Origin of the sequence: Stenotrophomonas sp. NPDC047960 (genome assembly GCF_043204395.1) — a bacterium.
Classification (GTDB): domain Bacteria; phylum Pseudomonadota; class Gammaproteobacteria; order Xanthomonadales; family Xanthomonadaceae; genus Stenotrophomonas.
The window spans coordinates 162461-175280 of the sequence record NZ_JBIDBX010000003.1; the positions used below are offsets into that span (position 1 = coordinate 162461).

12 protein-coding genes are annotated in these 12820 nt (G+C 69.0%); all 12 read right to left on the reverse strand.

Features of this window, described 5'->3' with window-relative positions; translation table 11 throughout:
* Positions 1–28: 28 nt before the first annotated feature.
* Positions 29–2227, reverse strand: a complete 2199-nt coding sequence (gene gspD / locus ACGFZ3_RS08735; protein ID WP_392919280.1) for a type II secretion system secretin GspD — start codon at positions 2225–2227, stop codon at positions 29–31.
* Positions 2228–2236: 9 nt separating this feature from the next.
* Positions 2237–3052 (reverse strand): hypothetical protein, encoded by an 816-nt coding sequence (locus tag ACGFZ3_RS08740; protein WP_392919283.1) that lies wholly within the window; start codon positions 3050–3052, stop codon positions 2237–2239.
* Entirely contained in the window at positions 3042–3770 is a 729-nt protein-coding gene (gene gspM, locus ACGFZ3_RS08745) for a type II secretion system protein GspM (RefSeq protein WP_392919286.1), read from the reverse strand. Before gspM ends, ACGFZ3_RS08740 begins: the two co-directional genes overlap by 11 nt.
* Positions 3745–4902: a PilN domain-containing protein gene (locus ACGFZ3_RS08750; RefSeq protein WP_392919289.1), complete on the reverse strand. Its 1158-nt coding sequence runs from the start codon at positions 4900–4902 to the stop codon at positions 3745–3747. Before ACGFZ3_RS08750 ends, gspM begins: the two co-directional genes overlap by 26 nt.
* Entirely contained in the window at positions 4899–5759 is an 861-nt protein-coding gene (locus ACGFZ3_RS08755) for a general secretion pathway protein GspK (RefSeq protein ID WP_392919291.1), read from the reverse strand. Before ACGFZ3_RS08755 ends, ACGFZ3_RS08750 begins: the two co-directional genes overlap by 4 nt.
* Positions 5756–6388, reverse strand: a complete 633-nt coding sequence (locus ACGFZ3_RS08760; RefSeq protein ID WP_392919294.1) for a type II secretion system protein J — start codon at positions 6386–6388, stop codon at positions 5756–5758. The genes ACGFZ3_RS08755 and ACGFZ3_RS08760 overlap by 4 nt, the downstream gene beginning before the upstream one ends.
* Complete coding sequence (locus ACGFZ3_RS08765) at positions 6385–6807, reverse strand: prepilin-type N-terminal cleavage/methylation domain-containing protein (RefSeq protein WP_392919297.1); 423 nt, start codon at positions 6805–6807, stop codon at positions 6385–6387. Before ACGFZ3_RS08765 ends, ACGFZ3_RS08760 begins: the two co-directional genes overlap by 4 nt.
* Positions 6804–7226 carry a GspH/FimT family pseudopilin gene (locus tag ACGFZ3_RS08770; protein WP_392919936.1) on the reverse strand — a complete coding sequence of 141 codons (423 nt, stop codon included), beginning with the start codon at positions 7224–7226 and terminating at the stop codon, positions 6804–6806. The genes ACGFZ3_RS08765 and ACGFZ3_RS08770 overlap by 4 nt, the downstream gene beginning before the upstream one ends.
* Before the next feature lie 93 nt (positions 7227–7319).
* Positions 7320–7754, reverse strand: coding sequence for a type II secretion system major pseudopilin GspG (gene gspG, locus ACGFZ3_RS08775; RefSeq protein WP_392919300.1), 435 nt, complete (start codon positions 7752–7754; stop codon positions 7320–7322).
* 43 nt (positions 7755–7797) lie between these two features.
* Positions 7798–9018: a type II secretion system F family protein gene (locus tag ACGFZ3_RS08780; RefSeq protein ID WP_392919303.1), complete on the reverse strand. Its 1221-nt coding sequence runs from the start codon at positions 9016–9018 to the stop codon at positions 7798–7800.
* 2 nt (positions 9019–9020) lie between these two features.
* Positions 9021–10754: a type II secretion system ATPase GspE gene (gspE, locus tag ACGFZ3_RS08785; protein WP_392919306.1), complete on the reverse strand. Its 1734-nt coding sequence runs from the start codon at positions 10752–10754 to the stop codon at positions 9021–9023.
* Between the two features lie 116 nt (positions 10755–10870).
* Positions 10871–12724 (reverse strand): S8 family peptidase, encoded by a 1854-nt coding sequence (locus ACGFZ3_RS08790; RefSeq protein ID WP_392919309.1) that lies wholly within the window; start codon positions 12722–12724, stop codon positions 10871–10873.
* Between the last annotated feature and the right edge of the window lie 96 nt (positions 12725–12820).

Sequence of the window (12820 nt, forward strand, 5' to 3'; positions counted from 1 at the left end):
CGGCGTCGTGGCCGCAGCGTAACAGGACTCAGCGCTTGGGGCGGGACGGGAACGGTTCCATGGCACGGAAGCGGTTGCTGTACTCGTCGGTAAGGTTCCTCGACTCCTGCGCGTTGCGCACGATGGTCGGAGTGAGCAGCACGATCACTTCGGAGCGGTCGGTATTCTGGGTCTTCCTGCCGAACAGCGCGCCGATCACGGGGATCCGGCTCAGGCCCGGCACGCCGTTGGCGCCGTTCTCGTCGGAATTGGTGATCAGGCCGGCCAGCATGATGGTGTCGCCGCTCTGCACCGCCGCTTCGGTGGAGATCTTGCGGGTGTTGATGGGCGGGTTGCAGGTGGTGCGGGTGGGATCGCAGCCGGACGGAATGGCGCCGGCCGAGCTGACTTCCTGCACGATGTCCAGGAACACCACGCCATCGCGGGTGATGCGCGGGCGCACTTTCAGGATCACGCCGGTGTCCAGGTACTGCACCTGGCTGTAGGTGTTGTCGCCGCCCACGCCGGTGTTGACCGATACGGAGTTGATCGGGATCTGGGTGCCGACGTTGAGCGTGGCTTCGGCGTTGTTGCGCACGAAGATGGACGGGGTCTGCAGCAGCCGCAGGTTGCTCACCTTGTCCAGCGCGGTGACCACCGCAGCGGCGTTCTTGCCCAGGAAGGTCCAGCCCAGCCCGTTGTCACCCACACGGCCGGAAATGCTGCCCCAGATCGAACGACCCAGCGCGCTGGGCAGGTCGATGCCGCTTTCGGTCTTGCCGGTGGCCACCGCCTGTTCGAAGAACCAGTTCACGCCGTAGGCGAGGTCGCCGGTCAGGGCCACTTCGGCCACCTGCGCTTCGATGTGTACCTGCATCGGCATCACGTCGAGCTTCTCGATGACTTCGCGGATCGAACGCCACGCCTGCGGGGTGGACCGAACCAGCAAGGTGTTGGTTTCCTCCACCGCCGATACGCCGACCGTATCGCCCTGGATTTCCAGGTTGAAACTGGCGTTGCCCGGCTGGCGCTGCGGCAGGCTCATGGTGCCATCGCCCATGCCGCCGGTGCGGGAGGTACCCGTGCTGCCGGTGCTGTTGAGGCTGTTGCCACTGGTGCCGTCGCGGCTGCCCAGCTCCTGGGTGATCGCACCCGGTGCAAGAGAACCGCCACCGCCGCGCCCGCTGCGGCTGTTTTCGCTGGCAAAGGCTTCGGCCAGGCGCTCGGCCAGGTCCTTGGCTTTGACATAGCGCAGTTCGTAGGAGAACAGCCTGGCGCTGCCGCCGGCCGTGTCGATGCGTTCCAGCCACTGCTGGATCTGGTCCAGATAGCGTGCCTGCGGCGTGATCACCAGCACCGCGTTGGCATTTTCCAGCGGCAGGAAGCGGAACATGCCGGCGCTGGGGGTCTTGCTCTCTTCGCCGAACACCTTTTCGAGATCGGCCGCGACCTGCTCGGCCTTGCCGGTCTGGATCGGGAACACGCCCACCGACATGCCCGACAGCCAGTCCACATCGAAGATCTCGACCGTGCGCAGGTAGTTTTCCAGTTCGCTGCGGGTGCCGCCGAGGGTGATCACGTTGCGGCCGCTGTCGACGTTGACGATCGCGTTCGGGCGCGCGTAAGGCTCCAGCACCTTCTTCATTTCAGTGGCGGAGATGTACTGCAGCGGGATGACGCGCACTTCGAAACCGCGCGCATTGGCCGCCGGCGCGGTGCTCGGTGCTACCGTGCCGGCCAATGCCTGGTCGGCGGCGACGATGTTGTAGCGGCCGCCGCTGTAGACCATGCGCGCGTTGTTCCAGCCCAGCACCATTTCCAGCAGGTTCAAGGCCTGGGCCGAGGACACCGGCTTGGGCGTGGCCAGGGTCACGGTGCCCTGCACGCCCGGCGCGATCACGTAGTTCTGGCCCAGCATGTCGCCCAGGATCGCCTTGACCACCGCGTGCACCGACTCGCCTTCGAAGTTGAAGGTGGCGGTGCCGGTGCTGGCCTGCGCCAGCGCGGGCGACGGTGCCGCGGCGGCACTGCGGTTGATCATGGTGCCGCTGCCGCGGCGGATCACCGGCTGCGGCGCGCCGTCGGCGTTCAGCGGCTGCGCGTCCACGCCGTCGCGCGAGCCGTCACCGGCCACCACCTGGTGCTTGCCATCAAGAACCGCATCACGCCGCACCTCGGGACCGGGTACGGAGGCGCAGCCTGCAAGCAGGGCCACGGCGAACGACAGGGAGAAAAGACGCAATGTCATGCTTTCACTCTATTTGGTTTGGCCGGAGCCGCCTGCGGGCGGCTGCTGCGACTGTTGCTGCTGCAATTGCTGGCGACGCGCCTGGATGCGGGCGCGGATGGCCTGCATCTGTTCTTCGCTTGGACCCTGCGCGGCCGGTTTCTGCGCTGCGGCTGCGGCTTCAGCGGCTGCATTGGCGGCGGCTTCCGCCGCTGCCTGCGCCGCCGGCGGCGGCGCGCCGGTGAAGTTCGTTGTGGGTCCGCGGCCCGCGTTCTGCAGCGGCGCGGGAGCCGGCGGGCGCGCGCCGTTGGCCTGCGCAGCGCCGGCCGCGGTGCCCAGCACGGTAGGCGGTTCGCCGCCCTGCCCGCTGAAGGTCACCAGTTCCAGTGTCTGGGTGCCGCCGGGACCGGTGACGGTGGCACTGCGCGGCTCCAGTGCAAGCAGTTGCCAGCCATTGACCGCATCGCCGTTGAGGCGCAGGCGGAGCGACTGCTTCTGGTCGGTGGTGAGAATGGCCATGCCGAATTCGGAGGTGAGCAGCACCCCGGTGAGGGTCACCGCGCTCGCGCTGCTGCCGGGCTCGCTGCCGCCCAGCAGGTACGGGCGCGGCTTGCGGTCTTCGGCGAACAGCGGCCGCGCGCCGATGGCGGCGTAGGCCTCGGCCGAGGCGATGCGCTCCGGCGCGGCCGCGGCCAGGGTCGGCAGCGGCGGTGCGGCCCGGTCGCCGGCACCGGCCGGGGCGATGCGTCCGCCCGCGCCGAACAGCGTGGCAATCCAGATCGCGGCCGCCCAGGCGGCCACGCCGCCCAGCCACCAGCTTCTCAGGGGGGCCAGCTCAATCTTCATTGGCGCCCTCCTCGACCGGTTCGGCCGTGCCGGGGTCGGTCGGCGCCGCCATGGCCGACCCCACGGGTTCCAGCCCTGCCGGCGCAGGTTCGGGGGCCGGCACGAGCGGCGCGGCGGCAGCCTCGTTGCCTGCACCGGGTCGGAGGTAGCCGACCAGTTCGAACGACACGTCCAGGCCGGTGCCGGTCTCGTTGGGCGAGGCCTGGAACCGCTGCGCCAGCAGGTTGAGGTTGTTCACGAACAGGCGCGGGCTGCCGGTTTCCAGCGTGTGCAGCACTGCGGCCATTTCCGGCACGCCACAGCGCAGGCGGACCTGCAGGGCCACGCGCGGGAACTGCGCATCGCGCGCGGTATCGGTCAGCGGCGAGCGGTTGCTGATGGTGCAGCTGCGGTTGCCGGGGCTGGCCGACGCGACCGCATCCTGCAGCCGGCTCGACAACGCGGCCGCGGCTGATTCGGCGGTGGGCTCGCGCAGGAAGCCCGGGCGTCCTTCCAGTGCCGTCTGCACCTGCTGCAGGCGCTGCTGCACCTGCCCACGCTGCTGCAGCTGGGCCTGCACGCGCTGCTCGCGTTCCTGCAGCCCGGCAATGCCCTGGTTGATGTCCAGCAGCGGCCGGGTGAACCACGGGTGCACCAGCAGCAGGTAGGCCAGCGTGATCACCGCCAGCAGCAACGCCAGTGCCAGCCAGCGGTCACGGCGTGTTGGCGGCATTGCCATCGGCAACCTCCGGAGCAGGCGTGGCGGCGGCCGGGGCACCCGGCAACGGCTGCAGTTCGGCAGTGAGGGTGAAGCGGTCACGGCCGGCGGCGCCGCCATCGGCCTGCAGCACGCCGGTCAGGTTGACCTTGCGCCACAGCGGTGAATCCTGCAGCAGCGACACCAGCTGCGAGGCCTCACGGCTCAGCCCGATGAGCTGCAGCGTGTTGCCTTCAACAGAAAGCTTTTCCAGGTAGGTGCCATCGGGCAGCAGCCGGGTCAGTTCGTTCCACAGCTCCACGGTGCTGGCATGTTCGGCGCGCTTGGCCTCCAGGAACGCAGCGCCGTCGACCAGCTCCTGCAGCTGCTGGCGCTGCGCCGCCACGCGGCGCGCGTCGTGTGCGGCGGCATCGACCTGCTCGCGCAGGCGATCGGCGGCCGCCTGGCGGTTGTCCAGCAACTGGGTGCCGGCCAAGGCCAGCAGTACCACCGTGGCGACGGCGAGCAGCAGGTTCCAGCGCCGCATCGGGTCGTGGGTGACCCGGCGCTGGGTCGGCGGCAGCAGGTTCACGCCCAGCGGCTGCCCGGTACCGTCATCGGCATCCACGCCGGCCAGCTGCTGCGCCCAGCTGCCGGCCTGCTGCGACCACTGCTCCAGCGCCTGGCGCGGAATGACCACCAGCTCCACCTGCAGCTGCCCGTCGGGCAAGGTGTCCAGTTCGCGTACGTCGTAATGGACCTGGCTGGCCTCGAACGGGGTCTGCCGGTCGATCTCGAAGCCCACCACATCGCGCAGGCGCGGTGCGGCGGCCGCCGGCAGGCGCAGCGGGCGGCGCAGCACGGCGGCGGCCGGCAGCACCCAGTGCCGTGGCAGCGCGCGCAGGCGCGCATCCAGCACCCGTTCCAGGTCGGCCGGCGTGGTCGGCCACGGCAGTTCGGCCACGGCCTGCAGCTGGGCGGCGGTGTCGCGGCGCAGCACCAGCTGTTCGGCGTGCCGCGACAGCAGCAGGCGCGAGCGCGACCAGCCCATGGCCCACTGCCAGCGCAGTGGCAGCCACGCCAGCAGCGAACGCCGCCACCAGCGCAGGCCATTGCCCACGCCGGGCGCGAACCGTCCCCGTGCCTGCGCCAGACTGTCCCGCCATGCCGTCATCGTGCTGCCATTCCCTGTTCCCAGCGAAGTACCGTGTAAGTCGTTCCCGGCGTGCCTGCGGCGCCCATGCGCACTACCGCACGCAACACCGAAACCCGTCCGCGTTCGTCCAGAGCGCGGCTCTCGATACTATAGGTGCCGCTGCCACTGGCAAGCGCGCCGGTCACGTTTTCGTCGCCGGCCGCTTGGGCTCGCTCGCGTTCGGCCAGCAGGCGCTCGGCATCCAGCCCGAGCGCGTTCAACACCGGCCCGGCCGCGAACCGCGGATCCGGGCGCGACTGCCGACTGTACAGGGTCAGCATCGGTTCCATCCGTTCATACAGGTCGGCGTCCATGCCCAACACCCGCTGCAGCTCGCCGAGCGTCTCAAAACGCCCGTTGCGCGCGCCATAAGGCACGCCTGCGGCCTGGTAGTCAGCCGTCTCGGCACCGCCACCGGGCTGTTTGAGGCTGTCGGGATCGCGCCAGTCGGCGATGGCGCCCGCCAGCTGCTGCGCGCGCGCGGGTTCCACGTCCAGCGCGCGCAGGAACGCGGTCAGCAAGGCGGTATCGGCCAGGTTGAGGTTGATCTTGCCGTTCTCGTCGATGATCCGCAGGTCGATCCGGCGCCCATCGAAGGTCCAGCGGTAGCGACGGCCGTCGGCCTGCCACGGCGGCTGCAGCGCCGAGGGACGCAGGCGGAACAGGGCGTACTCAAGCCCAGCGCGCGCGTACTCCTGGCCGATCGCATCGTCACCGATCACCCGCTGCTGCAGGTGTTCGATGCGCGCGCTGAGCGCGAACGCGCCGACCACGGCAGTGAGCAGCGCGATCAGCCACAGCACCAGCACCAGCGCCGCACCACGCGCGCGCCTCACGAGCGCGGCCCGCGCGACTGCGACAACGCCGCCACCATCGGCGGCCACGCCGGGCCCTGCTGCGGCACGATGCGGATCTCCACCAGCAGCGGCAGCCGCCGGGTGTCATCCCAGCGCGTCTGCCACTCGCCCAGCTGGCCATTGCGCGGGTCGATGCCGCGATACCGGAACGCGACCTCGCGCAGCGCGTCGGCCAGCAGTTCCGGCGCCCGCGGCGGGGTTTCGTCGATGCGCTCGCCGTTCTGCACCAGGGTGAGGGCCACCTCCAACCGCAGCGCATCGCCGTTGCGGTTGACCTGCAGCTCATGCACGTAGGGCCCGCCGCGGCCGAGATACCCCGGCAGTTCGGAGACGAACAGCATGCGCTGCGGCTCGCCCCGGAAATACAGGGGTTCGCGGGTGGGATCGGGCGGCTCGGCGGCGGTCGGCAGCGCCATGCTCAGGCGACGGCGCAGGAAGCCTTCCACCGCGCGCATGCGCTCGTTCTGCGCGGCCACGCGTTCGCCACGCTGGGCGATGTTCATCGCCGAGCGCACGGTGGCGAAGGCCAGCGCCAGCCCACCGACCAGCAGCACGGTGGCCAGCAGTACTTCGATCAGGGTGAAGCCGCGGGCGCCGCGCCGGCTCATCTCGCCGCCTCCGGCGTGTCCGGCAACAACCGCAGCGAACGCCACTGCAGGCGTTCACCATCGCCTTCGCCCCAGCGCACCTGCAGGGTCAGCTGCGCCAGCGTCGGCCCGCTGACGGCGTTCATGGCGCCCTGCGGCAGCGCACTCGCGCGTGCATCGACATACGGTTCCACCTGCAGCTCCCAGCGGTAGCTGCCGTCTTCCCAGTCGCCCTGCGACCGCCCTTCCTGCAACGGCTGCTCGATACCGCTCGCCGCCAGCAGCGACTGCGCGTGCAGCATCGCGCGGGTGCGCAGGTCGGCGTTGTGCACCTGGCGTGCGGCCCCGGAAAGACTGCCCAGCAGCAGCGTCAGCGCCAGCGCCAGCAGCGCGAAGGCGACGATCACTTCCAGCAGCGAATAGCCGCGCTGGCGTTTCATGGTGTGCCCCGCACCGGGCCGGAGCGCACCTCGCCGGTGATCCAGCTCACGTCGATGCGCCACAGTGCATCACGCACGCCCAGTTCGATCGTGCCGCCGCTGGAACCGCCGTCGGGATGGAACGCGATGCCGCCCTTGCCACTGGCCACTCCGGCCACCTGGCCGGCACCGCGGAAATGGACGTCGAGTGCATCAGGCAGGCTGCCGTGGCGGCCATTGGCGGCTTCCCAGGTGCGTGCCTGCGGATCGATCAGGAAGCGCTGGCGTTCACCGGTGGCGATGGCCTGGGTGCGCGTGTAGCGCAGTTGGCTGGCCACTTCCTTGCCGGCATTGCGCAGCCGCATGCCGTCGATGCCGCCGTTCATGGCGGTGGCGGTGATCACCCCGATGATCGCGATCAGGGCCACCACCAGCAGCATTTCCAGCAGCGAAACGCCATGCACGGCGTGCCGTCGCGACAGGGCGCGAGAGGGGCGGGTGCGGCACGTCGCGGTGGGCGTACGCACGCGCGCTTACTCGTACTTGATGTCCGCGTCGTAGCTGCTGCCGCCGACCTTGCCATCCTTGCCCAGGCTGATCAGGTCGAAGGGCTGGCCTTCGCCTGGTGCGCGGTATTCCAGTGCGTTGCCCCACGGATCGTTCAGCTCGCTGGCCTTGGCATACGGACCCAGCCAGCCGTTGCTGCCGCCCGGCTGGGTGACCAGATCGTCCAGCTTGGCCGGCAGCTTGCCGGTATCAAGCTGGTAGTTCTCGATCTTCCCGGCCATGGTCTGGACCTGCGACTTGGCAATGTTGGCCTTGCCACGATCGGCGCCGCCGAGCACGCGGCTGCCGACCAGGGTAAGCACCGCGCCGATCAACACGATGACGATGATGATTTCCAGCAGGCTCATGCCCGACTGGTTGCGTGGCGAAGAAATGCGGACCTGTTTGCGACGGTGGATCATGGAAGCTCCTTGCAGCATGTCGGAACGGAATGCGCCATGGCGGTCAGCCGATGGCATTGGTGAGGTCGTACAGCGGCACCAGCACGGCCACGATCACCAGGCCGACCACCGAGGCCAGCACCAGGGTGATCACCGGCACCAGTGCCGACAACAGCCGATCGATCGCGCGTGCGGTTTCCTGTTCGAAGGTATCGGCGGTCTTGAGCAGCATGACATCCAGCGCGCCGGATTCCTCGCCGACCTGGATCATCTGCAGCGCCAGGCGTGGGAAGCGCTTGCCCTTGGCCAGCGACGCGGACAGGCCATTGCCGTTCTTGACCTCGTCGCTGGCCGCGTCCACATCGGCGGCCAGCGCGCGGTTGCCCAGTACATTGCGCGCGATGCCCAGGCCGGCCAGCAACGGCACGCCGTTGCGCAGCAGGGTGCCCAGCGTGCGTGCCAACCGCGCGGTTTCCAGTTTGGCCACCAGCCCGCCGATGGCCCTGCGCTGCAGCAGCCAGCCATCCAGCGCCAACCGCGCCGCGGGCTGGCGCAGCTTGCGTTCGATCACCAGCAGCGCCAGCGCCGGCACCACGATCATCGCCAGCCAGCCCTCGCGCACCAGCAGTCCGGCGCTGAGCACCCACTGGGTAAACCAGGGCAGGGCCACATCCAGGCTCTCATACATCTGCGCGAACTGCGGTACCACATAGCCCAGCAGGAACAGCAGCGCCCCGCCAACCACCGCCAGCAGGATCGCCGGGTAGATCAGCGCGTTGATCACCCTGCCCTTCAGCTCCTGGCTGCGCTCCAGGTAATCGGCGAGCCGCTGCAGCGTGTCGTGCAGGCTGCCACCGGCTTCACCGGCGCGCACCATGTTGACGTACAGCCGTGAAAACAGCCCGTGCTGGCGCTCCAGCGCGGTGGAGAGCGCGGCACCGCCGCGAACCACGTCGCGGATGTCGGTGATCACCCGCCGGCTGCGTTCGTCTTCAGGCAGCTCGAGCAGAATGGTCAGCGCGCGGTCCAGCGGCTGGCCGGCACCGAGCAGCGTGGCCAGCTGCTGGGTGAACTGCACCAGCGCGGCCCCGTCAAACGGCTTGCGCCGCAACAGTGCCGTCCATGCGGTCCCGCCCGCACCGCCCTCGCTGGCGAGCCGCGCTTCCATCGGCAGATGGCCCTGGTCCTGCAGCTTCGCGGCCACATCGGCTTCGCTGGCGGCGTCCATCTGGCCGTCGAACAGCTCGCCGTGCGCGTTGAGGGCCTTGTAGCGGTACTGCGGCATGCTCAGCTTTCCTCGGTCACGCGCAGCACTTCCTCAAGCGTGGTATGGCCCATCAATGCCTTGGCCAGGCCATCCTCGTACATGGTGCGCATGCCGGCGGCACGGGCAATCTGTTCCACTTCACCCATGCCGGCGCGGCGCATCACCGCGCGCCGCAGCTCATCGTTCATCACCAGGAATTCCATGATGGTGGTGCGCCCCAGATAACCGGTCGGCGCGATCGCCGAGGGCTGCGCGCGGTACAGGTAGATGTCGCCTTCCGGCTGCAGGCGGCGCAGCCCGAACTTCTCGATCTCCTCCGGCGAGGCCAGGTAGCGCAGCGCGTGCTGGGGCTCCAGCCGGCGCACCAGGCGCTGGGCCAGGATGCCGTTGATGGTGGAGGTAAGCAGGTAATCTTCCACGCCCATGTCAAGCAGGCGGGTGATGCCACCGGCGGCGTTGTTGGTGTGCAGCGTGGACAGCACCAGGTGGCCGGTCAGCGCGGACTGGATCGCGATGCGCGCGGTTTCCAGGTCGCGCATTTCACCGATCATGATGATGTCCGGGTCCTGGCGGACGATGCTGCGCAGCGCGTTGGCGAAGTCCAGCCCGATCTGCGGCTTGGCCTGGATCTGGTTGATGCCTTCGATCTGGTATTCGACCGGATCCTCGACCGTGATGATCTTTACATCGGCGGTATTGAGCTGGCTCAGTGCCGTGTACAGGGTGGTGGTCTTGCCCGAGCCGGTGGGGCCGGTGACCAGCAGGATGCCGTGCGGCTGCTCGAGCACCTTCCGGAACTGCGGCAGGAATGCATCGGTAAAGCCGAGCCGGTGGAAATCGAACACCACGGTGTCGCGATCGAGCAGGCGCATCACCACGCTCTCGCCGTGCGCGGTCGGCACGGTACTCACGCGCAGGTCCAGTTCCTTGCCCTGCACCCGCAGCATGATGCGGCCATCCTGCGGCAACCGGCGCTCGGCGATGTTCAACCGCGCCATGATCTTGATGCGGCTGATCACCGCTGCGGTGAGGTTGGCCGGCGGACTTTCGCCTTCGATCAGCACGCCATCGACGCGATAGCGCACCTTCAACCGGTTTTCGAACGGTTCGATGTGGATGTCCGACGCGCGCAGTTCCACCGCACGCTGGATCACCAGGTTGACCAGGCGGATCACCGGGGCTTCCGACGCCAGGTCGCGCAGATGCTCGATATCGTCGACCACACTGCCTTCGCCGTCGGCGGTTTCGATGATCGCGCCCATCGCGCTGCGGCCCTGGCCGAACCAGCGTTCGATGACGTCATCGATCTCCGAACGCAGGCCCACGTGCAGGCGCACCGGCACCGCCATTGCCAGCCGCACCGCATCGGCGGTGTACGACTCCTGCGGATCGCTCAGCCACAGGTCGAGCACGCCGTCGTGCAGCGCCAGCGGGCAGGCGTGGAATTGTTTGAGGAAGCGCAGCGACAGCGGCAGCGCGTCGATCAGGGATTCGGGGGGCGCTTCGGGCACGCCCTTGCCCTCCAGCAGCGGCAGCGCCAGCACCTCGGCACAGGCCTGTGCATGGTCGCGTTCGGACACCAGGCCCAGCCGCACCAGCAGCGGCAGCAGGCTGCCACCGGCTTCGCGCTGCAGCGGCCGGGCGCGCGCCAGGTCGGCCTCCTTCAGCCGGCCGTTGCGCAGCAACAGCGCCACGATGCGGCCTTCCGCATCCATGGCTGACTCTTCAGCAAGATCGTGGGTTACCGCATTCACGAAAGCTCTCCTGGCGACCCGCAGACTTTAGCAGTTCGCCGTGATGCCACATGCGGTGGTGGCCAATAAAAACGGGAGCCCGTCACATGACGGGCTCCCGCAGGCAGTGCCGACCGTTACTGGACGGCCTGGATGCTCACGTTGCTGTAAGCCGATTCACCCACCAGCTTGATGTAGTAGGTACCCGCCACCGGCGCGGTGAAGCGCACGGTTTCGCTGTTGCCCGGACGCGCGGACTTGGCATCGAAGTCGGTCGCGGTCGGCTCGGCGCCGGCGCTGACGTACAACGATACGTTGCCGCTGCCACCGTAGGTGAGGAAGCTCAGCGTCTTGCCCGCGGCCGCTTCAAAGCTGTACAGCGTTTCGCTGCCGCCGGCACCGGTCAGGCCGCTGACCGCCACGCGGTTGGTGAGCGGCGTCGCTTCCGGCGCGCAGTCGACCGTGCACGGTTCTTCCAGGGCCTTGTCCAGCGCGGCCTTGGCATCGACGATGCCGCTGCCGATCGGGGTAGCCGCCGGGATGGTCACCGGGAAGTTGCGTGCGCTCTGCTTGAGCAGGGTCTCCAGCTGCGCCGGGGTCAGCGGGTCCTTGCCGGCCGAGGCCAGCGCGCCCTGCACCAGCGCGGCCACGGCGGCCACGTGCGGCGACGCCATCGAGGTGCCGCCCATGCCCATGTAGCTGTAGGCACCGGAGGTCGGGGTGGTCAGGCCGTTGTAGCCGGCCTGCCAGACGTAGCCGCCCGGGTTGCCATCCACGCCGCCGCCGCCGCCCGGACCGGACAGGTCCACCGCCGCACCGAAGTTGGAATACGACGCGATGCCGCCGGTGATGCGGGTGGCACCCACGGCGATCACGTTGGCGCAGCTGGCCGGACGGTAGCCGGAGGCATTGGAGGCCTGGTTGCCGGCCGCCACCACCACCGTGGTGCCGCGCGACACGGCGCCGTTGATCGCGTCCTGGTAGGCCGGGTCGCATGCGCCGCCGCCGCCCAGGCTCATGTTGATCACTTCGGCCGGGTTCGGGTTGGCCGGCACGCCGGCAACGGTGCCACCGGACGCCCAGGTGATCGCATCGGCGATGTCGGACAGGTAGCCACCGCACTTGCCGAGCACGCGCACCGGCAGCACCTTGGCCTTGTAGGCCAGGCCAGCCATGCCGACCGTGTTGTTGGTCGCCTCGGCGACCGTACCCGACACGTGGGTACCGTGCCAGGAGCTGTCTTCAGCGAGCGAGCCGGCGTAGCACTCGTTGTCGTTCTCTACCCAGTCGCCGTAATCCAGCGCGCCGGGCACGCGTTCATCGGTGGGACGGCGCGAGGTTTCGGCATCGCTGATGAAGTCGTAGCCTTCCAGCAGGGTGCCAGCGGCGAAGTCCGGGTGCTGCGGCAGGATGCCGGTATCGAGCACGGCCACCACGATGCCCTCGCCCTGGGCCACGTCCCACGCAGCCGGCGCATTGACACCGCCGGTGGCGCTGTGGAGGTGCCACTGGTACTGCGCGTAGTACTGGTCATTGGGCACCAGCTGCGGGGTTTCCTTGACGCGTACGTCCGCGCGCTGCAGCTTGACGTCGGCTGCGGCGTACTGGACCGACGGATCGGCCTGGATTTCCTTCAGCACTTTCTGCAGGTCGGCCTGGCTGAGCTTGCCCTGCAGGCGGATCACATCGGCACCGGTGCCGAGCCGACGCAGCACCTGCGGGCTGGCTGCCGCGGCACGCGCAGTGGTGGCGCCGAGGCTGGCGCGCGAGACCGCCGAGGTCACTGCGGCCAGCTTGGCCGAGCGGTCGGAGGCAGCAGCGGTGCCGGTGCGGTACTTGACGATGATGCGTTCGGAACCCTGTTGGGCGGTGCTGGCCTGGCGCGCGGGCTCCTTGACCGGCAAACCGGCGGCATAGGCGCTGGCGCCCACAGACAGCGACAGCACGGCGGCTGCCAGCACGTTGATGCGAAGGTTCTGCTTCTTGGTCACGGTGTAATCCTCTTCAAGGTCATGGATCAAACGACTGTTCAGGCCAACACTCCATGCGGAAACCCCGGCCGGCCCTGGCCAGGGTTCCCGTGACCC